The 24,859-nt window shown below is 49.9% G+C and carries 20 protein-coding genes; 9 read left to right on the top strand and 11 right to left on the bottom strand.

Features of this window, described 5'->3' with window-relative positions; all coding sequences use genetic code 11:
* Positions 1-14: 14 nt before the first annotated feature.
* The 3 genes from ABD880_RS01455 to ABD880_RS01445 form a co-directional block, all read right to left on the bottom strand.
* Positions 15-1,100: a tetratricopeptide repeat protein gene (locus ABD880_RS01455; protein WP_345161593.1), complete on the bottom strand. Its 1,086-nt coding sequence runs from the start codon at positions 1,098-1,100 to the stop codon at positions 15-17.
* A gap of 409 nt (positions 1,101-1,509) precedes the next feature.
* The gene (locus tag ABD880_RS01450; RefSeq protein WP_345161591.1) at positions 1,510-2,112 is read right to left on the bottom strand and encodes a porin family protein; all 603 of its coding nucleotides are present in this window, start codon (positions 2,110-2,112) and stop codon (positions 1,510-1,512) included.
* 139 nt (positions 2,113-2,251) lie between these two features.
* Positions 2,252-5,695, bottom strand: a complete 3,444-nt coding sequence (locus tag ABD880_RS01445; protein ID WP_345161589.1) for a pyruvate carboxylase — start codon at positions 5,693-5,695, stop codon at positions 2,252-2,254.
* 433 nt (positions 5,696-6,128) lie between these two features.
* Between ABD880_RS01445 and ABD880_RS01440 the strand changes: the two genes are divergently transcribed.
* Entirely contained in the window at positions 6,129-6,800 is a 672-nt protein-coding gene (locus tag ABD880_RS01440; RefSeq protein WP_345161586.1) for a hypothetical protein, read from the top strand.
* A 78-nt stretch (positions 6,801-6,878) separates the two neighbouring features.
* Here ABD880_RS01440 and ABD880_RS01435 read toward each other — a convergent pair whose 3' ends face one another.
* From ABD880_RS01435 to ABD880_RS01405, 7 genes are all read right to left on the bottom strand, one after another.
* Positions 6,879-7,973, bottom strand: coding sequence for an AMP-binding protein (locus tag ABD880_RS01435; RefSeq protein ID WP_345161584.1), 1,095 nt, complete (start codon positions 7,971-7,973; stop codon positions 6,879-6,881).
* Positions 7,974-8,177: 204 nt separating this feature from the next.
* A complete protein-coding gene (menB, locus tag ABD880_RS01430) occupies positions 8,178-9,002 on the bottom strand; it encodes a 1,4-dihydroxy-2-naphthoyl-CoA synthase (protein ID WP_345161582.1) in 825 nt (274 codons plus the stop codon).
* Between the two features lie 196 nt (positions 9,003-9,198).
* Positions 9,199-9,675 (bottom strand): DoxX family protein, encoded by a 477-nt coding sequence (locus tag ABD880_RS01425; protein ID WP_345161580.1) that lies wholly within the window; start codon positions 9,673-9,675, stop codon positions 9,199-9,201.
* A gap of 87 nt (positions 9,676-9,762) precedes the next feature.
* Positions 9,763-11,493: a 2-succinyl-5-enolpyruvyl-6-hydroxy-3-cyclohexene-1-carboxylic-acid synthase gene (gene menD / locus ABD880_RS01420; protein WP_345161578.1), complete on the bottom strand. Its 1,731-nt coding sequence runs from the start codon at positions 11,491-11,493 to the stop codon at positions 9,763-9,765.
* Positions 11,490-12,713: a chorismate-binding protein gene (locus tag ABD880_RS01415; protein ID WP_345161576.1), complete on the bottom strand. Its 1,224-nt coding sequence runs from the start codon at positions 12,711-12,713 to the stop codon at positions 11,490-11,492. The genes menD and ABD880_RS01415 overlap by 4 nt, the downstream gene beginning before the upstream one ends.
* A gap of 28 nt (positions 12,714-12,741) precedes the next feature.
* Positions 12,742-13,164, bottom strand: coding sequence for a hypothetical protein (locus ABD880_RS01410; protein ID WP_345161574.1), 423 nt, complete (start codon positions 13,162-13,164; stop codon positions 12,742-12,744).
* Between the two features lie 19 nt (positions 13,165-13,183).
* Positions 13,184-13,606, bottom strand: a complete 423-nt coding sequence (locus ABD880_RS01405) for a hotdog fold thioesterase (RefSeq protein WP_345161572.1) — start codon at positions 13,604-13,606, stop codon at positions 13,184-13,186.
* A 53-nt stretch (positions 13,607-13,659) separates the two neighbouring features.
* Between ABD880_RS01405 and ABD880_RS01400 the strand changes: the two genes are divergently transcribed.
* The 6 genes from ABD880_RS01400 to ABD880_RS01375 all read left to right on the top strand — a co-directional run bounded on the left by ABD880_RS01400 (position 13,660) and on the right by ABD880_RS01375 (position 20,374).
* On the top strand, positions 13,660-14,274 hold the full coding sequence (locus ABD880_RS01400) for a histidine phosphatase family protein (RefSeq protein ID WP_345161570.1): 615 nt from the start codon (positions 13,660-13,662) through the stop codon (positions 14,272-14,274).
* A gap of 133 nt (positions 14,275-14,407) precedes the next feature.
* Positions 14,408-16,144: a pyruvate dehydrogenase complex dihydrolipoamide acetyltransferase gene (locus ABD880_RS01395; protein ID WP_345161568.1), complete on the top strand. Its 1,737-nt coding sequence runs from the start codon at positions 14,408-14,410 to the stop codon at positions 16,142-16,144.
* A gap of 222 nt (positions 16,145-16,366) precedes the next feature.
* Entirely contained in the window at positions 16,367-16,906 is a 540-nt protein-coding gene (hslV, locus tag ABD880_RS01390) for an ATP-dependent protease subunit HslV (protein WP_160688101.1), read from the top strand.
* Positions 16,907-17,014: 108 nt separating this feature from the next.
* A complete protein-coding gene (locus ABD880_RS01385; RefSeq protein ID WP_066510238.1) occupies positions 17,015-17,986 on the top strand; it encodes a deoxyhypusine synthase family protein in 972 nt (323 codons plus the stop codon).
* A gap of 258 nt (positions 17,987-18,244) precedes the next feature.
* Positions 18,245-18,847, top strand: a complete 603-nt coding sequence (locus ABD880_RS01380) for a DUF4136 domain-containing protein (protein ID WP_345161562.1) — start codon at positions 18,245-18,247, stop codon at positions 18,845-18,847.
* 45 nt (positions 18,848-18,892) lie between these two features.
* Positions 18,893-20,374 carry a pyridoxal phosphate-dependent decarboxylase family protein gene (locus ABD880_RS01375; protein WP_345161560.1) on the top strand — a complete coding sequence of 494 codons (1,482 nt, stop codon included), beginning with the start codon at positions 18,893-18,895 and terminating at the stop codon, positions 20,372-20,374.
* On the opposite strand, the gene ABD880_RS01370 is transcribed toward ABD880_RS01375, so the two are convergent.
* Positions 20,361-20,891: a 2'-5' RNA ligase family protein gene (locus ABD880_RS01370; protein ID WP_345161558.1), complete on the bottom strand. Its 531-nt coding sequence runs from the start codon at positions 20,889-20,891 to the stop codon at positions 20,361-20,363. The genes ABD880_RS01375 and ABD880_RS01370 overlap by 14 nt on opposite strands.
* A 385-nt stretch (positions 20,892-21,276) precedes the next feature.
* Here ABD880_RS01370 and abc-f point away from each other — a divergent pair, with 385 nt between their 5' ends.
* Both abc-f and ABD880_RS01360 read left to right on the top strand, forming a co-directional pair.
* A complete protein-coding gene (abc-f, locus tag ABD880_RS01365; protein WP_345161556.1) occupies positions 21,277-23,205 on the top strand; it encodes a ribosomal protection-like ABC-F family protein in 1,929 nt (642 codons plus the stop codon).
* Positions 23,206-23,416: 211 nt separating this feature from the next.
* Positions 23,417-24,778 carry a type IX secretion system plug protein gene (locus ABD880_RS01360; protein WP_345161554.1) on the top strand — a complete coding sequence of 454 codons (1,362 nt, stop codon included), beginning with the start codon at positions 23,417-23,419 and terminating at the stop codon, positions 24,776-24,778.
* Positions 24,779-24,859 lie beyond the last annotated feature (81 nt).

The following is a 24,859-nucleotide window of genomic DNA, read 5'->3' as shown; positions in this document are numbered from 1 at the left end:
TAAGAATTGGAAGGCTATTTTTCCTGGCAATACAACAGATAGGCTTTGGCGGCTGGCACATTCAGGCTTACCGCCTTTTCCCAGTCCTGGCACGCGGAGGCATCCCGCAGCATTTCTTTGGCATTGCCTCTGTTAAAATAAGCGTAGCCGTATTCTGGGTCTAATTGAAGCGCGAAGTTGCAGTCATCCAAGGCCCCTTTAAAATCCTGCAACTTGTATTTGGCAGCCGCCCGGTTGTTAAAGGCGAAGGCGTACTGAGGGTTCAACTGCACGGCTTTGGTAAAATCTGCCAGCGCACCTTCATAATCGCCGGCCTCATACTTGGCTTTGCCCCGGCTGTTATAGGCTAGGTAATAGTCCTTTTTGCGCTCAATGGCTTTGGTAAACTCTTCTATGGCACCCGAGTATTCCTTCTTGCCAAGCTTATGGTTGCCTAAGCTAAAATAGGCCATGGCCACATCTGGATTGACCTCAATGGCCTTTCTGTAATCTGCCAATGCTCCTTCTACATCATTCAGCTGGCGTTTGGCCGTACCGCGGTCATGGTAGGCGTACCCGTTTCTAGGACTTAATTTGATGGCACCGGAATAATCTTCAATGGCCGCTTTGTAGTCTCCACTTTCAAAATGAAGACCGCCTCTGTGGTAGAACGCTTGATAGAAAGCAGGATCAGCTTCCAGGGACTGGGTAAAATCAGAAGCGGCCCCGGTTTTGTCTTTTAATTGATACTTGGCTCTGCCCCTATTAAAGAATGCCTGCGCGTTTTTGCTGTTGAGGGACACCACTTTGCCATAGTCGTCAATGGCGCGCTGCACTTCTTTAAGCTCCTGGTACGCGGCGGCACGCCCCATGTAGGCTTGTTCAAAAGCAGGACGCAGGGCAATGGCCGAGTCTAAGTCAATAACTGCCGTGCGGTACTCCTTCTGTGCCAAGTATTCTAAACCCGATTTGTATAGCTTGTCTGCTACTAAGGCCAGTTCAGCCGCCTTAGACGCCTCTGTGGTGTCCACAGGCGTAGTAGGCGTGACTTGGGCAAGTTGTGCCTGCGCCGTTAAAAAACCAGCACAGCCTAACAAGAGGAAAAGTAGTCTTTTCATCATAGAATGCTTATTTAAGAAAGGAAAAACAAAGAATTAGCGGAGGCAAGAAGCCGCCAAGCCACAGTAAATACCAACGTCACAAACTCAGAAACATAAGAAAGGCTCTGCTTGCTATAGAAAGGCCATAAAGAAGCAGAGTAAGTACCAGTCTCTTCTTAGGGGGTGAAGAAGAGAGCCATCTGTTTAAGCCAACAATTCCTTTGATAACAGGACAAAATTACGACTTAATTGAATATAGGCAATAGCCGGAGTTAAGCGTAAAGTATTGTATACTATTTATTTAAATTTGGGTTTAAATGATTTTACTGCTTAACCCGACTTGGTCACTTTATACAATCAAGCAAAAAAAAGGTAAAGAACACCCAGAGGCGCCTTTACCTTTCTTAAATCTTAGTACCATTATAAGACCCTAGTTCCCGATCAACTTATAGCCTAGGCTGAAGATGATCTGCTTGCCTGCTACGTCAAACTTGTTAGCAGCGTCATCTGCATAGGTGCGTGTCAAACGCTCATACCGCACGTCTAAGGTGAGTCTAGAGATGTCAAGACCCGCGCCCACCTGATAGCCCCAGTCTGCGGAATCAAAGTACTGGTCTATTTTCTCATCCCCAAAATCACTGCTTACTAGGATGGAGGCCACGGGGCCGGCATATAACCTGGCCACTTTTAAGAAGTTGTAGCCCACCAATACGGGTACGTCTAAATGCGAAAAGCCCATCTCCTCTACTTTTTTGTCTCCAGAAACGGCTTCTTGAATCTCTACTTTTCCGCCCGAAGCCGAGAAAACGCCCTCTGGCTGTACAAAGAACCCGCCCAGTTGCACCCGGGCAAAGGCCCCGGCATGAAAACCCGTAATGTTGTCTTCGTCTTTGAACTGCGCGGTATTGCTGGACGCATTCTTAATATCTACGCTAGAAGAACTGATGCCTGCCTTTAAGCCCAAAGCAAACTGAGCCTGTGCCTGTACCATAACCCCTAAAAGAAACAAAAAACAGAAAAAAGTCTTTTTCATAGGAATTCTAATTGCTTGATATATAAGACCTTTTACGTGCATGGGTCCCCTATGGACTAGGCAAAAAAAACTTCCGTTTTTGGCCTTTTTTCCAGAAAGTAGGCCAAAAACGGAAGAAAGAAGGAATTGTATGCTTATCCTAGTTTAAACTGATCACCAGGTCATCTGCCTGCACCAACGTACCGTCTGCCAAGTGAATGTCTGCCACCACCATGTCTTCTGGCGCGGTGATGGTGGTTTCCATCTTCATGGCCTCAATGATGAACAAAGGCGTATTGCGCTTGACCTGCTGGTCTTTCTGCACCAACACTTTGGATAGCATGCCTTGTAGCGGCGCGCCCATCTGCTTGGCGTTGCCCTTCTCAATTTTGCGGTTCTCGCGGCTTTCTACTTTAATAGACTTGTCACGCACTTCAATGTTACGCGTCTGGCCGTTGAGCTTGAAGAATACCGTTCGGTTGCCATTGTCATCTGGCTCGGTCATGGACATGTACTGCACAATGATGGACTTGCCTTTGGCCATGTCAATGATGTACTCTTCGCCCTGACACATGCCATAAAAGAACACGCGGGTGGGTAGTTTTGACACGTCACCGTATTGGGCTTCATGCTGGCAGTAGCTTTCCCAAACTTTAGGATACAGTTGGTAAGACAGGTAATCTAAAAAGCTTCTATCACGTCCAAATTTCTCTCTAAAGTCCTCAAAGGTGGTGTCAATGTCCAGCGGCGGAATGTGGTCATTAGGCCGGCCGGTGTAGGGTTGCTCATCCTTTAAGACCAGCTTCTGCAACTTCTTAGGGAAGCCGCCTTCTGGCTGGCCAATGTCTCCTTTAAAGAAGGACTGCACACTTTCTGGGAACGAAATCTGGTCGCCTTTCTCCAGCACGTCTACCGTAGTCAGGTTGTTGCTTACCAGGTATAGGGCCATATCCCCTACCACTTTTGAGCTAGGCGTCACCTTGATGACATCGCCAAACAGCTGGTTCACCTCGGTGTAGGTGTCTTTGATCTGTTCCCATTTGTCACCCAAGCCTAGCGCCTGGGCCTGCGGACGCAAGTTAGAGTACTGTCCGCCCGGAATCTCATGTTGGTAGACCTCGGCGGTACCAGCCAACAGCCCACTTTCAAACGGATAGTAGTACTCACGCACGGTCTCCCAGTAATTGGAGAACTCGTTTAAGCTTTTCATGTCAAAGTCACGGTGACGGTCCTGAAACTTCATCATTTCCACCACCGAGTTAAAGTTAGGCTGCGAGGTCAACCCCGACATAGAACCCAAGCACACGTCAATCACGTCTACATCGGCTTCAATGGCTTTGAGATACGTTGCCGCCTGGATGGAGGCCGTGTCATGGGTATGCAGGTGAATAGGCAACTTGACCGTATCGCGCAAAGCAGTCACCAGTTCCTTAGCGGCGTATGGCTTAAGCAGACCCGCCATGTCTTTGATCGCGATGATGTGCGCACCAGCGTCCTCCAATTGCTTACCTAAGCGCAAGTAATAGTCCAGGGTGTATTTAGTTTTGGCTGGGTTGAGGATGTCACCGGTGTAGCAGATGGAACCCTCCGCTAGGCCCTGCGTACGCTTGCGCACGAAATTGATGCAAGACTCCATGCCCGGCATCCAGTTAAGCGAGTCAAAAATCCGGAAGATGTCCACGCCTGTCTCCCAGCTTTTCTCCACGAAGGCCTCAATCAAATTATCTGGATACGCCTTATACCCTACCCCGTTTGAGCCCCTGATGAGCATCTGCAACAAGATGTTGGGAACGGCCTGGCGCAATTGGCGCAGACGGTCCCAAGGGTCCTCGTGCAAAAAGCGCAGGCAGACGTCAAAGGTAGCACCTCCCCAAACTTCCATACTGAAGGTCTGTGGATGCATTTTGGCATAACCTTCGGCTACTTTCATGAGGTCAAAGGTGCGCATACGGGTGGCCAAGAGGCTTTGGTGCGCGTCTCTAAAGGTGGTGTCTGTGTAATGGATCTGTTTTTCGTTGCGTAGCCACTGCGAGAACTTCTCTGGGCCCATCTCGGTGAGCAGGTCTTTGGTGCCTTTGGGATACTCGCCGTATTTAGGGTAAGCCGGAATGTGGGGTTTCTCCAGGTTACGGTAAGGCGGCTTGATTTTGATGTCTGGATTGCCGTTCACGATGGTGTCTGCCACAAAGCTGAGCAAACGCGTGGCTCTATCCTGGCTCTTCTGGAACTTGAACAGCTCCGGATGGTCCTTCACGAAGTCTACCGTGGCATTGCCGCTCACGAACACCGGGTGGCTCACAATGTTGTGCAGGAACGCCATGTTATGCCGCACGCCGCGCAACCTGAACTCGTCCAGGGTCCGTTGCATCTTGACGGCCGCGCCCTGCAAAGTATTGTCATGCGCAGAAACCTTTACCAACAGTGAATCAAAGAACGGACTCACTTTGGCACCCTGGTACACGCTTCCTTGGTCTAATCTAATCCCGAAGCCACCGGCACTGCGGTAGGCAATGATAGTCCCGTAGTCAGGTTTGAAGTCGTTTTCAGGATCCTCAGTGGTGACGCGGCACTGGATGGCAAAGCCCGTTGGGGCTATCTTCCGCTCCGGTCCCAGGTTTATTTCGGGGTCAGAAAGATTGTAACCATCCGCTATGTAAATCTGGGTTTTAATCAAGTCTACACCCGTCACCATCTCCGTTACGGTATGCTCCACCTGAATGCGGGGATTCACCTCAATAAAATAAATCTCTTCGTTCTCTGGGTTTACCAAGAACTCCACCGTGCCTACGTTGGTGTAATTAACCGCCTTACAGATGCGCAGCGAGTAGTCATACAGCTCCTTCTTCACTCTGTCTGACAAGCCCAAGGCAGGGGCCACCTCTACCACTTTCTGGAAGCGCCGCTGCACGGAGCAGTCGCGCTCAAACAGGTGGGTGATGTTGCCATGGTTGTCTGCTACAATCTGCACCTCAATATGCTTGGGGCGTTCCACAAACTTCTCCAAGAATAAGGTATCATCCCCGAAGGCCTTTGCCGCCTCGTTCTTCGCCTCAAAGAAGCCTCTTTCCAATTGCTCATCATCTCTAATCACGCGCATGCCGCGCCCACCACCACCAGCGGCGGCTTTTAGCATGACCGGATAACCTATGCGGTGGGCTTCAGAAAGAGCGATTTCTTTGTCTGTGAGGTCTACTTCATTGCTTTGTATGAGCGGCACGCCTTGCTCCAAGGCCACTTTCTTGGCGGCAATCTTATCCCCCAGCGCAGCCATGGCCTGCGGTTTGGGTCCTATGAACTGGATGCTGTTGTCTTGGCAAGCCTGGGAGAAGTCTTTGTTTTCTGAGAGGAAACCGTAGCCTGGATGGATGGCGTCTACGCCGCTGTCTTTGGCTATTCTGATGATTTCCTCAATGTTGAGGTAAGGTTGTAGCGGTTGGTTTTCCTTGCCTATCTGGTAGGCCTCATCTGCCTTGTAGCGATGCAGGGAGTAGCGGTCTTCATAGGTGTAAATGGCCACTGTCTGAATGTTCAGCTCATTACAGGCTCTAAGTACACGAATAGCGATTTCGCCGCGGTTGGCGACCAACAGTTTTTTAATTTTCATGGAACGTGCGGTAGTGGAGGTTTGGAAATCTGCCACCCCTATGGCCGTTCATCAAATAGCACGCTTAGGGGCAGTTGGCTAGATTCCTCCCGATACGTAAGAATGCTCCAAAAGTATTCATTTTGGCAATAATCTTATTTTTTCATTGCACTTTTCATAAAACACAAGCGCATTATGTATTACAATTTTCTGAATTGGCAGAACTCCATTTTACAATAAAGCTTTGGTCGCAATCGATTTCTTAGACGCTTTTGGGCTAATTTCTGCAAAACAGGCTAAAAATGGATAGCAATATTTAAAAAGACTATAAAGAAGACCTCCAAGAAAACTTTATTCAAAAGAGACTACTTACTTTTACCTGAAGAACGCTATCAACCAAAGTAAGACCTTCTCTCAAGCCTTCAGCATCTAGCTTATGATGCAGACTCTTCTCATGAAAAAAACCTTATTCTTAGCCATTTTAACTACAATCCTTTCAGGTTCTGTCACTTCTGTATTTGGACAAAATTACCAGACGCAAGCTGCCAACTTATTAGCCAACCAACACATGCACAGGCAAATGCATCAACAAACGCAGATGATGCTTACCATGTCTATGGCGGAAAGAGAAAAAAGCTTTGCCCTAAAAAATCCTTTGTCTACTTATATAGTAGTGATGAAAGACAGTACCGTCAAAAAAATGCAGGGTAAAATAAGGTTTGACTGGAAAAACTCCAGCTATTTAGAAACTCTGGATTTGTCTAAAAAACTAAACGACCCAGCCCGAAATTTGAAAATATATCCCCAAGATACAAGGTCTATCACCAAGGTCTTCACTAATAAAAAACAATCTGTACCAGGTATTCCCACTGGCAATTGCTGGCTGTTCAAATCTGTGGAAGGGAAGATTAATGCGTATTCTTTTCTGCCGGCACCGCAAAACACTGCGAGTCTGCCCAGCGGGTACTTCAAATTTTTTCAGAAAGGTGAAGGCAAAATGCAAGTACTACAGCAAGATTCTTTGTTAGTGATGATGCATGATAACGAGAAGGCAAAGAATATTCTAAAAAAAGAAACCCCATACGAAGCACTTCTAGAATACAATAAACAACCCAAAGTCAAATAATAAGCTTCTAGAGGGTGGTTGTGCTAAATTGTTGTAGGCCGTTTTGGCTTGTTTTCCAGAAAATAAGCTAAAAACGTCCTACAACAAGGCCATTCCTCCTCTACGGTCTACCTTACCAGTAGCGGTTTCTGGTAGTCTGGGCAGGTACCCAAACTGCTTGGGAATCTCATACTTGCCCAATTGCTCGGTGAGCATCCCTTTCAGGTTTTGTTCTTCCTCATCTGTTAAAGGAGAACCCTCCAATACCGCAATCAATCGTTCGCCCAAAGCCTCATCTGGCAGGGCAGCGGCAAAAAACCTTCTGCTCATGCCCAGGCTGGACATAGCATCGCCCAAGGCCTGTTCTACTTTTTCCAACTGTACTTTCACCCCACCAGAATTGATGGTATTGTCCGCACGGCCCAGCCATTTAAAGGATTGAGAATCACGCATTTCTACCAGATCATTGGTCACCAACGTTTCATGTTTGGTAACCTCTGCGGAAATGGTGAGACAGCCTCTCTCATCCTGTCCCAGCGTCACTTCTGGGGGAGCCACGTAGTACTCGCTTCGGTCTTTGCCGTTCAACTGCCTCACCGCTACATGCGAGACGGTCTCGGTCATGCCATAGCTTTGGTAAACGGGCACTTGAAGGCTTTGCACTGCGTCCTCAAGGTTTCTTTGGATGGCGGCCCCGCCCAAGAGCAAGGCTTTCATTTGGTTAAGCTGTTCTACCTTCTCTGGAGTCTGCTCTAGCAGTTGTTGCAGTTGCAAGGGCACCATGGCCACAAAGTCAAAAGAGGCGTCTGCGTCTACATTGGCCAAGGGATTCCCAATTGGTTCAATGATGGTCATGTGCAACTCACCTACTAGTCCGCGCACCAACATCATCATGCCGGCAATGTATTCGGTGTTCAGGCAGACCAGTACTTTGTCTTCGGGCTGAAGATTAAAAATACGCAACGTGCGCTTGGCGCTGGCTTCCATCTGCTCCCGCGTCAAAGTAATCACCTTGGGCGTGCCCGTACTCCCCGAGGTCATGACCGGAAACTCCTGCACGCCTTGCAACCAATTCTTACAGAACTCCAGCGTCTTTATCTCATAGCCGTCCAAGGGAATACTCTCCCGGTAAGAGTACTCTTGCACTTCATCCAGAAAAAACTTCTTTCCATTTAACAGCAGGTGGTCAGGCATAGATGTGGCGTTTGAGCATTTGATGTAAGACACGTGTTGGACGTAAGACACAAGACATAAGATTCAAGACTTTAAAAATTTATGCGCGTTTAATGACCCTACTGGTCCAAAGATATGGCAGAAAAAAAGAGGTAGCTTTTATAAAAGCTACCTCTTTTGAAAAAGTCTTGTGTCTTAAATCTTATGTCTTGTGTCTATAAAAAATCAAGGGAACTTTGGATACTTAGAGAAGTCTGGCTTGCGCTTTTCCAGGAAGGCGTTTTTGCCTTCTTTTGCTTCGTCTGAGAGGTAATATAACAAAGTAGCGTCACCGGCCAATTGCTGGATACCGGACTGACCATCCAACTCGGCGTTGAAAGAGGCTTTGAGCATGCGCAGGGCCAATGGGCTTTTCTCCAGAATTTTCTCGCACCAAGCTACGGTAGTTTCCTCTAGTTGCTCCAACGGCACAACCTTGTTCACAAGCCCCATATCTAAGGCTTCTTGAGCATTGTACTGGTCGCAGAGATACCAGATTTCGCGGGCTTTCTTCTGACCTACCACGCGGGCCAAATAAGAAGCACCAAAGCCGCCATCAAACGAACCAACCTTAGGTCCCGTCTGACCGAAGCGTGCATTGTGTGCCGCTATAGACAAGTCACACACTACGTGCAATACGTGTCCGCCGCCAATGGCCCAGCCGGCTACCATGGCAATCACGGGCTTCGGGATGCGTCTGATCTGCATCTGCAAGTCCAGCACGTTTAGGCGCGGAACGGTGTCTTCGCCAATGTAGCCGCCATGTCCGCGTACGCTTTGGTCGCCACCCGAGCAGAAGGCCTTTCCGCCTTCACCGGTCAAGATGATGACCCCAATGTCTGAGTTGTCACGGCAGATGTTCATGGCATCAATCATCTCAGCCACGGTGCGCGGCGTGAACGCGTTGTGCACCTCTGGGCGGTTAATGCTGATTTTGGCGATGCCGTTATAAAATTGAAATAAAATTTCTTTGTATTCCTTAAGGGTAGACCAGTTGTAGTTGCTGTTCATGAAATCTTACGTTAGTAAAACAATACAGCCGTAAAGGTAGAAAGTCCTGGCACGTGAATGCAAGGACTTTCTAAGTAAGCTACATAGGATGCTGTATAGGGATTATACGTACGGTAGGTAAGCCGCTTAGGTTCAGGCATCATTTTTAGCTTATTTCTTGGGAAACAGGCCAAAAACGAAACTTGATCAAAAGGTATTAATCATAACTGTGGGTGTCATGGTGCCACAATGGGTCTGTTCTGGTGGCATGCTCATCCATTTTACGGTCTAGGGAGTAATACCCAGAACCGCCAATCAAATACACCACCAACAACACCAAGGTAATGATGGAGAGCCACAACTCTGTGTTCTCAGAATAAAAGCCTCTGTCTGGATTCACAAACAACACCGCGCCCAACAGAATGGGAATTTGCACCGCCGCCGCAAACCGGGTTTTCAGGCCCAGGGCTATCATAGGACCGCCTACCAAGTGGGCAAACGCCACCAGGTGCGCCAACCCTAAAGCCACAAACTCAAACTGGCTTTTTTCCATGATCTGTGCCAGTGCCGACGTGTCTGAGATAAACATCAAGCCCTTGTATAAAAGGAACAAGCCTAAGGCCACCCTTCCTATGTCATAGATGATAGGATGATGTTTGGTTTGCCAGGAATCAACGTTGTTTGTCCATGCCATCTTTTTTACGCCTTTACTGTAGCGCCCTACCTCCTTATACGTTGGTACTTAAAAAGATGCAATCACAAAAAGCGAATATTGCTATAGTTAGAGGGACGAATTCTTATCCAGCGAGATTTCTTGTTGCACCATTTCTCGGTATGCGGCAAACACCTGATAATTTTCCGGGCTGCTGGTCTCCACCTCCAATAACTGAGGCCCGGCGCTAAGGTCGAAGAATTTAGGCAAGGCTTCTGCTAAGGCATTCCCATCGGTGACTTTCAGATAAGTCAAGCCCATGTCCTCGGCAGTTTTCTGGGCGGTCTGGCGTTGGTCGGTTTCAAAGAAAGGACGCAACTCTGGCTGGTTGCGCGGTCCTTCTATCATCCTGAAGATGCCGCCGCCGTGATTGTTCAAGACTACTATCCTTAGGTTCTGCGGAAGGTAGTTGTGCCAGAGCGCGTTGCGGTCATACAAGAAGGCCATGTCGCCGGTGAGCAGGGTCACCAATAGGTCAGTGCTGAGGGCGGCGCCCACGGCGGTACTGGTACTTCCATCAATGCCGCTGGTGCCGCGGTTGGCCATCACTTCTACGTTCTCCAGTTCAGAAACCCCAATCAAATTGGCATAGCGCACGCTCATGCTGTTGGCTAAATGCAACAAACTGTTGGCCGGCAGATTCCTAAGCACTTGATGACAAGCCTTGAACTCCGAAAATGGGCTGTTTTCCTGGAATCTCTCCAAAACTGAATGCCCCTGCGCGTTCAACTCAAACCAGGCGTTGGCAAAGGCAGGTGCCACGGTTTGCTCGCTTTGAGTGAAGGTGATTTGCTGGAAAAACGACTCTGGCCTTGCTCTGATAATGCGCGTCAAGGCCTGAAAGGTGTCAGCCACCTGCCCTGCGGGTTGCACGTGCCAGTGTTGCATTTGCTGCTGGCCGCGCAAATACAGTTTCAGGTTTTTGGAGATAAGCGATTTATGGAAAGTAATGAGTAAATCAGGTTGAATAGACGGCTCTGCCTTCACTGCCTTGGCCGCCAGAAACACGTCGTGGTAATTGATGGTCTCGCCTTCTATCTGCAGGTTGCTGATGGTATCCGTGACAAACACAGCCCCTGTCATTCGGCAGAAGTTCTGCACCGCCTCTTGCAAGTCCTGGTCTTTTCTTCCCTGCCCAGCCACTACCAGAACCCGCTTGAAGCCTTTCAACTCAGCCTGCAAAGTGGAGACTGCTTCTGATGCCAACTGCCCAGAAGGTGATACTTCCTCAATAATCTTAACCTCTGAGCTGTAAGCAAACGTCTCCCCTTCCTCCGGATAAAAAGGCTCACGTAAGGGGATGTTGATGTGCACGGGGCCTTCCGGGAAAGCTACGGTTTCATTGAGCGCTTCATTGATAAGCCGAGTGGCATGCCATTGAGAATCTGCATGATTGGTCTCCACCGGAAAATCCAGACTCCGCTTAACATGGCCACCATAGATTTGCGATTGTTTGATGGTCTGTCCGTCTAGCTGGTCTACCCATTCCGGCGGACGGTCTGCGGTCAAGACCAGTAAAGGAATGTGCTGGTAATAGGCTTCGGCCACGGCAGGCGCATAATTATAAGCGGCCGTGCCCGACGTGCATACCAAGACCACCGGCTTCTGGGTTTGTTGGGCAATGCCTAAACCTATAAAGGCCGCGCTTCGCTCATCTGGAACTGTGCGTACGCGCAATTGCGGGTGACGGGCAAAAGCCAGCACCAAAGGCGCGCACCGGGAACCCGGCGACAAGACAATGTCTTGCACGTCTTTGCGGGCGCAGATTTCGGCTATGTCAATGACAGATTGTAAAATCATGAATCAGAATCTTGGAAAAGACGCAGGACGGTCTGCATCTTCAGTTCGGTTTCCAGCCATTCTTTGGCCGGGTTTGAGTCGGGGGTCATGCCCGCGCCAGCGTAGGCAGTCACGGTGTCTTGGCCCAGTTCCACACAGCGCAAATTCACAAACAGATTGGTCTCCCCTTCTATCTGCACCGGGCCTAGATACCCGCTGTAGTACCGTCGTTGGTGCGGCTCCAGTTGGCTAATCATTTTCAAGGCCGCGGCTCTGGGCATACCGCCTACCGCCGAGGTGGGGTGCAACAACTGCAGCATCTGGGTACCCAATTTCGGGAAGCCTACTTCGTCCATGGCCGCGCTAAAGTCGGTGCGCAAATGCAAAAGGTTACCCGCCAAAATGGTGCGAGGGCCCATCTCCACATATTCGCGCAGGCGCAAATGCCGGAAACAGCTCACAATGTAGCGCTGCACTAGGGCTTGTTCCTCAATCTCCTTCTGGCGCCAGATAGCATCGGCGGGCGTAAGGCCATCAGTCAAGGGTTGCGTCCCGGCCAAGGCCACCGTCCTGAACACTTTGTGCTTGTCTATCTGCACCAATAATTCTGGGGTAGCGCCTAACCACGTCCCCACTCCCGGAATGGCTACCAAGGAAATAAACGCCGTCGGGTACAATTGAGTCAGTTGGGTGAATTGTTGCAGGATGTCTACCTCCTTCGCCAGCGGCAAGGTTTTGGTACGTGACAATACCACCTTCTCCAGACAGCCGGCCTGCATGGCGTTCACGGCGGTGGTGACCGTTTCCTCAAAGGCTTCTCTGGCTATTTGGGATGTCTGTCCATCAGGGTGAACCGGCCAGTCTGTCAATGGGTGAAGCTGCCGTTTTTGGGCTATTTCCTGGAAAAGAGGCCAAAAACGCTCTGGCAGTGCAGTGGTGTTGACCTGAAGCTGAGCATCGGCTTTACCGCAATAGTAGATATCTGCGGGTAGAAACTGGTTGAGCGCCATTTCTGACACTTCAAACGGGCAGAACGCAAAACCAGGGACGGGTCCCTCTAAAGGCGGAAGCGATGTTTGGCTGCCTGAAGTGGCTACCAGCACCTGTACTTCGGTTTGATTGGGTAACCGCCACAGCACAGACGGTAAGTCCGTCTCTACGCCAGCCAAGAAAAGCGAATGGGCAATGTCAATTGGCAAGGCTTCCGGCAAAGGGGAAACCGAAGTACTATCGTCTGGCATTCAATTATAATTAAGTGCAACTAGCTTTTTATTTAACAGACAATATTAATTCAACTGATTCTGCATAGATTTTAATAGTTTGGCCTCCCCTAAAGTGGAAAACCATATCGTCGTTTTCATAATCAGGTTTAGCCCCAAAGCTATCCATAACTTCCCTCATCTCTTGGGGTAGAAATCCAATTATGTCTATGCATGTGTCCTCACTGTAAGGCATTTCATTGTCTCTTTCCTGTATCTTCAGAAAATCTACCTCCTCGAATCGCAATTTTAAACCAGTAACTGGATTTGTGACGGTACTAATTGATTGTATTGGCGTCCAACTCATTTCGAAGATTTGGGAGCTTACTGAATACTTAAAATCAGTAAAATCATAATCATTATGAAGGTCTAGATATTGATTAGCATATCTGAGCGCAATAGAATCTTCAATTTCGAAATTCGACAGTTTCATGCTTTGCCAATAATCCCAACTAACCTCTATCCAACACGGCCATGGTAATGCGACTGATGCACACCAAATCGCCGGATTCTGTGGTGATACGGATTTCCCAGACTTGGGTCTTTCTGCCAATGTGCACCGCCGTTGCCTTGCCGTACACATACCCGTTGCGCGCACTCTTGATATGGTTGGCATTTATTTCCAATCCCACGCAGTACTGCTTCTCTAAATCCAGAAACATGGTGGCGCCTACGCTTCCCAAGGTCTCAGCCAGGGCTACGGATGCGCCCCCGTGCAAGAGGCCCATGGGCTGGTGGGTGCGGTGGTCCACAGGCATTTTGCCTACCAGATAATCGTCGCCAATCTCAGTGTATTCAATGCCTATATGCTCGCCCATGGTGTTTTTGTTCCAGGCGTTTAACTGCTCTAAAGAAACGTCAGCGCGTCTTTTCATGGCTACTTTTCGTATTTATCCCCTACCTTTAGGGCCTGCAAATTAGCGTAAAATTGAGCCTCAAAAAAATATACCTCATCCGGCACGGCCAAACCGACCTGAACCTGCAAGGCATTGTTCAGGGAAGCGGCGTGGACTCGCCATTGAATGAGACGGGCCGCTGGCAGGCAGAGAAATTCTTCCAAGCCTACCAGCATATAAAATTTGACAAGGTTTACACCTCTACCCTGCAACGCGCGCAACAATCCGTGCAGGGGTTTATGGATATGGGTCTGCCGCATGAAGCGCATGCCGGCCTGAATGAGATTTGCTGGGGCTGGCGCGAGGGCACCAAAATATCTCCCGAAGAGGACGCCTATTACTATGAGGTGCTGGGCCGCTGGCAGAAAGGCGAGATTGACTTGCCCATTGAGGGCGGAGAAAGCCCAGTGCAGGTAGCCGAGCGCCAAAAACCGGTCATAGATTTGATATTGTCCCGGCCCGAAGAGGAAACCATCCTCATCTGCATGCACGGCCGGGCCATGCGCATTTTCCTCTCGCAGTTGTTGCATTACCCCTTGAGCCAGATGGACCGCTTTATCCATTACAACCTGTGCCTGTACCAGCTCAACTTTACGGGCTCCATGCTGTGGGTAGAGAAGTTCGCAGACGTGTCTCACCTGTCCTAACCCGCTGGCTATTTCCGTTTTTGGCCTCTTTTTCAGAAACCAGCCCAAATACGGTCAGAGAATCAATTCCCCGCGTATTTGTATTACACCAATTTTGCCTCTATTTTTGAGGTTCTAAAACCGAGCAAAGAATATGGCTGAAATCATCCGAATGCCCAAGATGAGCGACACTATGACCGATGGCGTGATTGCCAGCTGGTTAAAGAAAGTTGGTGATTCTGTGAAATCTGGGGACGTTCTCGCCGAAGTGGAAACCGACAAGGCGACCATGGAACTAGAGTCTTACGAAGACGGAACCTTATTATATATTGGCCCAAAAAATGGTGAGTCTGTTCCGGTAGACGGCGTTCTGGCCATTATTGGAAAACAAGGCGAAGATATTTCTGGCCTCATGGCCGAGGTGAACGGCGGAGCTGCCCCTGCCCCAAAGGCAGAAAAGGCCCCTCAAGCCGAGACGCCCAAGGAAGAGCCTAAAAAGGAAGAAGCCGCTCCCGCCCCGCAACCAGCCGCTGCTGCTCCTGCCGCCAACGTGAACGCCGAGATTGTGCGCATGCCTAAGATGAGCGACACCATGACGGACGGTACCATTGTGGCCTGGCACAAGAAAGTAGGCGACAAAGTAAAAGCCGGTGACCTACTAGCCGAAGTAGAGACTGACAAAGCCACTATGGAGTTGGAGTCTTACGAAGACGGCACGCTGTTATACATTGGTGTAGAAGCTGGTTCTTCAGTGGCCGTTGACGGTGTTCTTTGCATCATAGGTGAAGCCGGCGCTGACTACAAGGCTCTACTGAATGGCGGCGCGCAAGGCGGCGGAAACGCCAACCCGGCCACTGCCCCTACCCAAGAACAAGCCACCCGCTTAGAAGAACATAAAACCGAAGCCCAGTCGCAGTCTGGCGACGGCGTTGGCCAGGCCTCAAGCTTGCCTACTCCGGCCCCTGCTACAAATGCTTCGGCGCCAGCGCCTGCCGCTGGCAACCAGGGACGTGTACTTGCCTCGCCGTTGGCGAAGAAGGTAGCCCAAGAAAAAGGCATCAGCCTAACCCAGGTAAAAGGTTCTGGTGAGAACGGCCGTATTGTGTTGCGTGACGTGGAGAACTTCACGCCATCAGCCGCCGCTCCTCAAGCCCAGGCGCCTGTTGCTTCGGCCCCTGCCCCATTTGCCGCTCCGGTGGCCGCCCCAGGCGAAGCCTACTCAGAGGTGCCGGTATCGCAGATGCGCAAAATCATTGCCAAGCGTCTAGCTGAAAGCAAATTCTCTGCCCCGCACTTCTACCTGACCATGGAGATTGACATGGATAGAGCCATGGAAGCCCGCGCCAGCATGAATGAAGTATCTCCGGTGAAAGTGTCGTTCAATGACTTAGTCATTAAAGCCGCCGCTGCTGCATTGCGCAAGCACCCTGCCGTGAACTCTTCCTGGTTAGGTGATAAAATCCGTTACAACAACGTCATCAACATTGGCGTGGCGGTAGCGGTAGAAGATGGCCTATTAGTACCAGTGGTTCGCAACGCCGACCAGAAGACGCTTTCTGCCATCTCTGCGGAAGTGAAAGACTTAGGTGGGAAAGCGAAGAGCAAGAAACTACAGCCTTCAGATTGGGAAGGCAACACCTTCACCATCTCTAACCTGGGCATGTTTGGCATCGAGGAATTCACCGCCATCATCAACCCACCAGATGCGTGCATCCTGGCCGTGGGTGGCATCAAGCAGACGCCAGTGGTGAAGAACGGTCAGATTCAGATTGGCAACATCATGAAAGTCACCTTGTCCTGTGACCACCGCGTGGTGGACGGCGCCGTGGGCTCTGCCTTCCTGCAGACCTTGAAAGGCTTCCTGGAAGACCCGGTGAGAATGTTAGTGTAAGTACTTAGCATATCTTTATAAAAGAGAGCCGCCGGAGAAATCTGGCGGCTCTCTTCGTTTTTGGCCTGTTTCTCAGAAAACAGGCCAAAAACGAAAACCAATTCCTGCGTATACCAAGCGTGCCCGCCGCGCCAACTACCAAGAAATGCGCAGGCGTGGCATTATGGAAAGAATGTCGTAGTTTCGCGGCTGGTCCCGCAAGGGAGATTAAACAGAAGATATATGGCTAAAATACGTTCTACCACGGTGCTGGGCATTTACCACAACGGCGAAGTAGCCTTGGGGGCAGATGGGCAGGCCACCATGGATAAATACATTGCCAAGAGCAACGTGCGCAAGGTGCGCGTGCTGCAGGACGGCAAGATTGTGACGGGCTTTGCTGGTTCCACCGCAGACGCCTTCACCCTGCTGGAGCGCTTTGAGGAGAAACTCAACGCTTACGGCAACAACATGAAACGCGCGGCCATTGAACTGGCCAAAGACTGGCGCAAAGACCAATACCTGCGCAAGCTAGAGGCCATGATGGTGGTGGCCAACAAAGAGGAGCTCCTGATTATCTCGGGCACCGGAGACGTTTTGGAACCCGACCACCAGATTGCCGCCATCGGCTCAGGGAGCACCTATGCGCAGTCGGCGGCTCTGGCCCTGAAGAAGCACGCACCACACTTGACGGCAGAGGAAATGGTACGCGAGGCCTTGACCATTGCCGCAGACATTTGCATATACACCAACCACAATCTCATTATTGAAAAACCGAACTAACCTACCCGTTATTCGGTTTGCTTTTCGGTCCGGCATTTTACATGCTTAAGGCCCATAAAAGCAACATAAATTAAATAGTAAAACGCTTTTTAAAAGAACAGTAACGATATGAAGGTAACGCAGTTCCTGAAAGACCATTACAAGCATTTTAACGCGGCCGCCGTCATTGACGCCGCTGAAGGATACAAACTCCACCTGACCAACGGTGGTAAAATGATGATTACCCTGGCGGGTGCCATGAGTACTGCCGAGCTGGGTATTATCCTGGCAGAAATGATTCGTCAGGACAAGGTGCAGGCCATCACCTGTACTGGTGCCAACCTGGAAGAAGACATCTTCAACCTGGTAGCCCATGATTTCTATGAGCGCATCCCTAATTACCGCGATTTGACGCCGCAGGACGAGCAAGACCTGTTGGACCGTCACTTAAACCGCGTAACCGATACTTGTATTCCAGAGGAAGAAGCCATGCGCCGTCTGGAGCACGTGGTCTTGAAATACTGGCAGAAAGCCGACCAAGCCGGTGAAGCCTATTTCCCGCACCAGTTCTTTTACCAAATCCTTTTGTCTGGTGAATTAGAGCAATACTACCAGATTGACCCGAAGAATAGCTGGATGCTAGAGGCGGCTAAGAAGAACCTACCTATTTTTGTACCAGGTTGGGAAGATTCTACTTTAGGTAACATCTACACCGGCCACGTGATTTCTGGTGACATCAAGAATGTGCATACCATGCGCACGGGTATCCAGTACATGATGGAGCTGGCCGAGTGGTACACACAAACCGCTACGGACGAGTCAACCATTGGCTTCTTCCAGATTGGCGGCGGTATTGCCGGTGACTTCCCTATCTGCGTGGTGCCTATGTTGCACCAGGATTTGCAGCGTACAGGCGTTCCATTGTGGGGCTACTTCGCTCAGATTTCTGACTCTACCACCTCTTACGGTTCTTACTCGGGCGCCGTGCCGAATGAGAAAATCACCTGGGGTAAACTGGGCGTAGACACGCCCAAGTATGTGATTGAGTCAGACGCTACCATTGTGGCACCGTTGATCTTCGCCATCGTATTGGATTACTAAGAAGTACTCAAGCCGATTTTAGGCTATTTTCTGGAAAGGGGGCGGAAAACACCGCTCCCTTTTTTTGTGCCTCTCTCGTAAGCGTTGCTTCAAAGCGCGTTTCTTTGCCTATTAATTATATACCTGAAATTCAGTAAATTATCAACAGACGTTGATTTTCACCTTTTTTAACAATTCTTATAAATCCATAGAATCTTTGCAAGGCTGGGCGTCGTAAGTAGAAGACTGATAGAGTTTTAAACTTAGAGCGCGAATGAAATGAGAAACAAATACCTTTTCACCCAGCTTTTGGTGCTTCCGTTGGCCTTAGTCTTATCCGGATGCATGATATTTAACAAACAGAAGTACGGCTCTGACTACAGCTACTCTGGGATGTTCAACAAGTACAAAACCTTCAGTTTTGTGACGCATGCCTCTAATGAAGACAGCCTCACCCTCAAAAACTATGAGGTACTCAAAAAATTTATCAAGGAACGTCTGGAGGTGCAAGGCTATACCTACACAGAAAAAAAGCCCGATCTTTTGGTGAGCTACTTTATCTTTTTTGACGACCTCAACATGAAAGGCTATGACCAGGAGGAATTTGACATCTGGCTAGCTGAGAACGCAGACAACGGCGAAGGCGTGAAATCCAAAGATCCTTACAAGCCCATTAAAATCTACATGAGCCAGGGCACGCTCATGGTCACCCTTCTGGACCATAAACACAATAATGCTGTATGGCAAGGTTACACCTCTGGCGTCCTAGCCGACAAAAACACTGAGAGCACCGTGTACCTGAACCGGGCCGTACGGACCATCTTTGACCAGTACCGGGTATTTAGACAAGGCTATCTTAGAGAGAACTCTACCCATAACTAAAGTTTTCTGTCCATTGTGTACCTTGTGGATTGAAACCCCAGGAACATGGATGCACAGACACTTGAACAAAGGCTACAGGAACTAGAGCAGCAAACCCTCCTTTTAGAACCAACCTCCCTAGAGCGTCTGCCGGTGCAGCAGGCAGTTGAAGCCTATGCCCAGTCCTTTCTGGAAGACCTGCCACACTTGCCAGTGTTTGTAGAGATGCCAGACAAGGGAGCAGCCTTGTTAGATAGCCCTATCCAAGAAGATGGAATGCCTGTGCAAGCAGCTTTGTCGCTGCTGCAAGCGCATGTAGATACGCCCGGCATCAATCCGGCTTCTGGCGGTCACATGGGCTACATACCGGGCGGCGGATTATACTATTCTGGTTTAGGCGATTATCTGGCGGCGGTCACTAATAGGTATGCTGGTATTTTCTACTCCTCACCAGGTGCGGTGCGCATGGAGAACATGCTCATTAGGTGGATGGCCCAGGAGATCGGCTTCCCGGCAGACACCTCCGGAAATTTGACCTCCGGTGGAAGCATTGCCAGCCTCATTGCCTTGGTCACCGCCAGAGACGCCCAGGCCATCACCTGCCGCATCATCCCAGACAGCGTGATCTATTGCACGTCACACACGCATCATTGCCTGGACAAAGCCCTGCGCATTGCCGGCTTAGGCGAATGCCAACTGCGGCACGTGCCCATGGACGCCCAGTACAGAATGAACCCTTCGGCCTTGGCGCAAGCAATAAAAGAAGATACAGAAGCCGGCCTTAAACCCTGGTTGTTAATAGCGTCTGCGGGCACCACAGACGTGGGCGCGGTAGACCCGCTCCCAGAACTGGCCGCCATTGCCCAACAGCACCAACTTTGGTACCACGTAGACGCGGCCTATGGCGGGTTCTTTGCATTGTGTAAAGCTGGAAAGGAGAAACTGAAAGGCATTGAACTGGCCGACTCTGTGGTGATGGACCCGCATAAAGGCTTGTTCATTCCGTATGGCTCTGGCGCAGTGCTCATCAAAAACCAAAACCAACTGGCAAAGAGCCACCACTACCAGGCCAGCTACATGCAAGATACGCTCTCCGTGACCGGCGAGGTTTCACCTGCTGATGTCTCTCCAGAGCTAAGCAAGCATTTTAGAGGGTTGCGCATTTGGCTTCCTTTAAAATTACACGGCATAGCCCCTTTTAGAAGCGCCCTGGAAGAAAAGCTGCTGCTGGCGCAATACACTTACCAGCAGTTGCAGGCACTGCCGGGCTTTGAGGTACCGGTGGCCCCAGATTTGTCTGTCTTGATTTTCAGGTACGTGCCAGACGCGGCCATTGACGCCAATGCTTTCAATCAAAATCTGATTAAGGCGGTGCAGTTAGACGGGCGCGTGTTTCTCTCCTCTACCCTGCTAGAAGGCAGGTTCATGATCAGGTTTGCCATCCTCTCCTTTAGAACACACAAAGCCACCCTGGACCTGGCCCTGGAGATCTTGCAACAGAAAGCAAAAGAATTGGAAGCCGCCTGGGAGCAGACTACAGTTTGTTAAAGATTTTGACCGGCTGGCCTTTTTTGTAATCTTCCAGCGGGAAATAGCTTTCACGCAGGTACTTATCATCTACTTTGGTGAGCAGAGACAGGTTGTCTAACTTGATTTCCCAGTTAAAATTCAGGGAATTCAAAAACTGAACGGCCTGCCCCAGAAGCACCGGCGTGGTATCTGCCAGGGCCAACGTGAGGTGAGGCAACCAAAAATCTGGCTGATAGTTGGGTCCCACTTCTTGGTTTGAATCTGTGATTGCCTCAAAGAGATGGCTCTGAAACTGATTGACGGCCACCGTTCTGATGACGGGCACATACAACACCGGCTTCTCGCCCGGGAAAATGCCCAGTCCAGTAGTTTTTACGGTAAGGCTGCAGCACAGGCCCGCCGCCTTGGTCAGCGCTTTTTTGATGTTAGCCAGGCTGGCGTCACTGGCGGTAAGCCATGTTAAGTGGGGATCTGGCGTTGCCTGTACTCCTTTTAAGCCAAACTCCTGCTCTAAAAGAAATATTAGATGGTTCATACGGGCGGTATGGACTTCATCTAACAAAGAAACAATTGCAACCATAAGTACCTTTGCCGTTTTTGGTCCGTTTTGGCTAAAATAAGCCAAAAACAAAATCCTGCCTCTTATTAACGAAGCAATTCTATAAGTGATTAAAATAATCAGCCTTATTCTGAGAGCTTCCTCTTAGGCTCGCCTTCATAGACTCCTGTGCGCTTTGGTTTTTAACCTGTTTTCCAGAAACCAGCTCTAAAACGAAGAAAAGGTAGTGGTTCTTCTTCATCTCTCCACAAGTTTTCTGCATTAAATTTTAAAGGCAAGGTTAAGGCCTAGCTACTTGCTGGAAGCTGGTCAAAACCTCAGTCATAAAATGCGTATCTTTGCGGCTTATTCGCCTTGCCACATGATTTCCATTAATAACCTGGACTTCCATTTCGGGAGCCGCACCCTCTACGAAGACGCCAACCTGCACATCAAACCAAAAGACCAGATTGGCCTGGTTGGCTTGAACGGAACCGGCAAATCTACCCTTTTGCGTCTGCTGGTGGGCGAGTACAAGCCTGACCGCGGAAGCATCCAGATGAGCCGGGAGACAACCTTGGGCTTCCTGAACCAGGATTTGCTGTCCTATGACACCCATGAGAGCATCTTGAAGGTGGCCATGCAGGCGTTTGAGGAGGCCATTCAGGTACAGCACAAGATTGACGAGGTGCTCCATGCCATGGAAACCGATTACCAGGACGAACACATTGACAAGCTGGCCAAGTTACAGGAGCAGTTTGAGGCCCTGGACGGCTATAACATACAAGTAAAAGCAGAGGAGATTCTGGAAGGCCTGGGCTTCTCCACTGAGGAATTGCAGCAACCGCTTCGCACCTTCTCGGGGGGTTGGCGCATGCGCGTGATGCTAGCCAAGATCCTCTTGCAGAAACCTTCTCTTCTACTCCTAGATGAGCCTACCAACCACTTGGACTTACCTTCCATCAAATGGCTGGAAACCTATCTGAGTGCCTATGAGGGAGCCGTGGTGATAGTGTCCCATGACAGGGAATTCCTGGACAAGACCACCAACATGACCGTAGAAGTATCTGGCCAGAAACTGAACGTCTACGCTGGTAACTACAGCTTCTATCTGGAGGAAAAAGAACTCCGGAACGAAATCCAGAAAGGAGCCTACGAGAACCAGCAACAGCAGATAAAGCAAGCCGAGCAGTTTATTGCCCGCTTTAAGGCCAAGGCCACCAAAGCCAAGCAGGCGCAAAGCCGGATGAAGGCCCTGGACAAAATGGAGCGCATTGAAGACGTGGCTGGTGATGCACCGGTCGTTAACTTTAAGTTCCAGTTCACAGTACAGCCGGGCCGTAACATCCTGCGCCTGGAGAACGTGAGCAAAAGCTACGGAGACAAGCTCATCTTCAAGAACACCAATGTCAACATAGAGCGCGGCGACAAGATTGCCCTCATTGGGGCCAACGGTAAAGGTAAGTCCACGCTCATGCGCATCATCTCGGGTGATGAGCCCATTCAAGGAGAGCGCCAGCTGGGCCACAACGTCATCATGGCCTTTTACGCCCAGCATCAGTTGGAGAGCTTGACCGTAGAAAACGAGATTCTGCAGGAGATGGTCCAAGCCGGTAGCCGCCGCACCGAAATGGAGTTGCGCGGCGTCTTGGGTTCTTTCCTGTTCACTGGTGACACCGTTTTCAAGAAAATCAAGGTCTTGTCTGGAGGTGAGAAAAGCCGCGTGGCCCTGGCCAAGACGCTGATCTCAGAAGCCAACTTCCTGCTACTGGATGAGCCTACCAACCACTTGGACATGCAGTCCGTGAACATCCTCATCCAAGCGCTGGAACAGTATGAAGGCACGTTTGTGGTGATTTCCCACGACAGGTACTTCGTGGAGAACGTGGCCAACAAAATCTGGTACATTGAGGACCACGTCCTGAAGGAATACCCGGGCACCTACCATGAATATGAGTACTGGCAGGAACAACGCGACCGTGACGTAAAACGCAATGTGCAAGCCCAAGCCACTGTTCCAAAAACTCAACCCAAAGTTCAGGCCACGCCCAGCGAACGCCAAAACCTGGAGCAAGAGCTCAAGAAAGCCAATCAGAAACTGAAGCAGGTAGAAGGCCTGGTGCAGGACTTAGAAGGCAAGCTTAAGAACTGCGAAAATAAACTGGCCCTGCCCAGCACCTACTCAGACCCCAACGCCCTGCATGAAGCCACCCAACAGTTTGAGAAGATCAAAAGCCAGTTGGACAAAGAGCAGGCCATCTGGGAACAGCTCATGGAACAGGTAGAAACTATCGAAAATAAATTGAGCTAGCCTCTGCAAAACCTCATCGTCTTAAAAGATTGGTGAGGTTTTTCCGTTTTTGACCTATTTTTAGGAAATCAGGCCAAAAACGGACCCTAGTCATAAAATAGGCGTACCATGGCGCAAGCATCCGCTTGTATCTTTAGGCATGGTTGATAAGGCATGCCTAAAGATACAAGCGGATGCTTGCGCCATGCTTATCTATTATAAAAATGAACACATGCTATTTGAAAAGCCATCATTCCTAAGATTTCTACCCAACTGGGAATCTGCCTTCTATACTGGTATTTTAAGTGCCACTTTGCTGACTGGTTGTGTGCCGGTAGAATCAACTGGTTCAGGGTCTTCAGGCGTTTCTGGGTCTTCTGCTTCTGCCACGTTACGCTATGAAGACGCAATCTATGCTCCAGATGTAAAGTCGGTGCAGTTGTACACGCAGAGTTATAATGCGGCAGACGTGCTGGCTCCGGCGGTGGTTTCCTTGGCGCAGTCTTCGCCTTTGATTCTGGAGTTTGACCGGCTCAATGCGACTGGTAGCCGGGTGGAAGTGAAGATTCATCACTGTGATGTGAACTGGCAACCGTCTCAACTGGCGTCTTTGCAGTATTTGCAGGACTTCAATGAGTTCTTTATCCGGGACATGAATGCCTCAACGGCTACCAAAGTCCCCTACTGGCATTACCGCTTTCAAGTGCCGCCGGTAAAAATTAGCGGCAATTACCTGTTAGAAGTGTCTCAGGAAGGCGGCGGTTTGTTGTTGAGCAGACGCTTTGTAGTGTATGAAGAATTGGTCAACGTAGGCCTCAGACCAACGGCCACGCCCGGCGCAGGTGACCGTTTAGAACGTCAGCAACTAGACTTCAACATCTTCTTTGCGCAATATCCTCTGGTGAATCCTAGCCAGGAGGTGAAAGTGGTCATGCGCCAGAATCACCGCTGGGACAATGCCAAACAATTTAACCGGCCTACGTTTGTACACGAGGCCCAGCGCCGCTTGGAGTATCAACTGTTTGACGTAGATCAGGCCTTCCTGGGTTTGAGCGAATTCAGGGCCTTGGATACCAGAAGTGAGCGCTTTAGCGGCGTGGGCGTAGAACGCAGGGACATCACCACCTCACCAGATAAAGTATATGCCCAAACCGGAAAATCACGGGCCCGAGACGCGTACAGCACCCAGCCAGACGCCAACGGCAAGTTCCTCTACGGGAGCCGCGAGTACGGCAACGCCCCGCTCAACGCCGATTACCAGCATGTCATCTTTCAATTGCACTCCCCAGAACCAGCGCCTGGCCCGGTCTATGTCTTTGGCGGCTTAAGTGACTGGCAACTGCAGGAGCAATTCAAGTTGATATATGACGACCAGAAACAACTGTATACCGGCTCAGCGCTCTTAAAACAAGGCTATTACAACTATTACTTCGCGGTGAAGGGCGCCAACGGGCAGGCAGATGCCAAATATTTTGAAGGCAGTCATTTTGCCACGGAGAACGTCTATGACGTGCTGGTCTATTACCGACCACCCGGCACGCGCACTGATTTGATTATTGGGTACGCCACTGTTCAGGTAAATCCACAGCGGTAACTGATAGAAACGGAAACGGCTCCTTTTACAAGGAGTCGTTTCCGTTTCTATCAGTTACCGTTTTTGGCCTATTTTCAAGAA

The sequence above is a fragment of the Nibribacter koreensis genome, from assembly GCF_039541795.1.
Classification (GTDB): Bacteria; Bacteroidota; Bacteroidia; order Cytophagales; family Hymenobacteraceae; genus Nibribacter; species Nibribacter koreensis.
This window is presented reverse-complemented; position numbering and strand designations above follow the sequence as displayed.

Bases quoted from the DNA above. Each gene is read 5' to 3' on its own strand.
- ABD880_RS01450 (WP_345161591.1), bottom strand. From the start codon at position 2,112: ATGAAAAAGACTTTTTTCTGTTTTTTGTTTCTTTTAGGGGTTATGGTA.
- hslV (WP_160688101.1), top strand. From the start codon at position 16,367: ATGGCTAAAATACGTTCTACCACGGTGCTGGGCATTTACCACAACGGC.
- ABD880_RS01370 (WP_345161558.1), bottom strand. From the start codon at position 20,891: ATGAACCATCTAATATTTCTTTTAGAGCAGGAGTTTGGCTTAAAAGGA.
- ABD880_RS01395 (WP_345161568.1), top strand. From the start codon at position 14,408: ATGGCTGAAATCATCCGAATGCCCAAGATGAGCGACACTATGACCGAT.
- menB (WP_345161582.1), bottom strand. From the start codon at position 9,002: ATGAACAGCAACTACAACTGGTCTACCCTTAAGGAATACAAAGAAATT.
- menD (WP_345161578.1), bottom strand. From the start codon at position 11,493: ATGATTTTACAATCTGTCATTGACATAGCCGAAATCTGCGCCCGCAAA.
- ABD880_RS01425 (WP_345161580.1), bottom strand. From the start codon at position 9,675: ATGGCATGGACAAACAACGTTGATTCCTGGCAAACCAAACATCATCCT.
- ABD880_RS01435 (WP_345161584.1), bottom strand. From the start codon at position 7,973: ATGCCTGACCACCTGCTGTTAAATGGAAAGAAGTTTTTTCTGGATGAA.
- ABD880_RS01360 (WP_345161554.1), top strand. From the start codon at position 23,417: ATGCTATTTGAAAAGCCATCATTCCTAAGATTTCTACCCAACTGGGAA.
- ABD880_RS01415 (WP_345161576.1), bottom strand. From the start codon at position 12,713: ATGCCAGACGATAGTACTTCGGTTTCCCCTTTGCCGGAAGCCTTGCCA.
- ABD880_RS01405 (WP_345161572.1), bottom strand. From the start codon at position 13,606: ATGAAAAGACGCGCTGACGTTTCTTTAGAGCAGTTAAACGCCTGGAAC.
- ABD880_RS01410 (WP_345161574.1), bottom strand. From the start codon at position 13,164: ATGAAACTGTCGAATTTCGAAATTGAAGATTCTATTGCGCTCAGATAT.
- ABD880_RS01440 (WP_345161586.1), top strand. From the start codon at position 6,129: ATGAAAAAAACCTTATTCTTAGCCATTTTAACTACAATCCTTTCAGGT.
- ABD880_RS01455 (WP_345161593.1), bottom strand. From the start codon at position 1,100: ATGATGAAAAGACTACTTTTCCTCTTGTTAGGCTGTGCTGGTTTTTTA.
- ABD880_RS01385 (WP_066510238.1), top strand. From the start codon at position 17,015: ATGAAGGTAACGCAGTTCCTGAAAGACCATTACAAGCATTTTAACGCG.
- ABD880_RS01375 (WP_345161560.1), top strand. From the start codon at position 18,893: ATGGATGCACAGACACTTGAACAAAGGCTACAGGAACTAGAGCAGCAA.
- ABD880_RS01445 (WP_345161589.1), bottom strand. From the start codon at position 5,695: ATGAAAATTAAAAAACTGTTGGTCGCCAACCGCGGCGAAATCGCTATT.
- ABD880_RS01380 (WP_345161562.1), top strand. From the start codon at position 18,245: ATGAGAAACAAATACCTTTTCACCCAGCTTTTGGTGCTTCCGTTGGCC.
- abc-f (WP_345161556.1), top strand. From the start codon at position 21,277: ATGATTTCCATTAATAACCTGGACTTCCATTTCGGGAGCCGCACCCTC.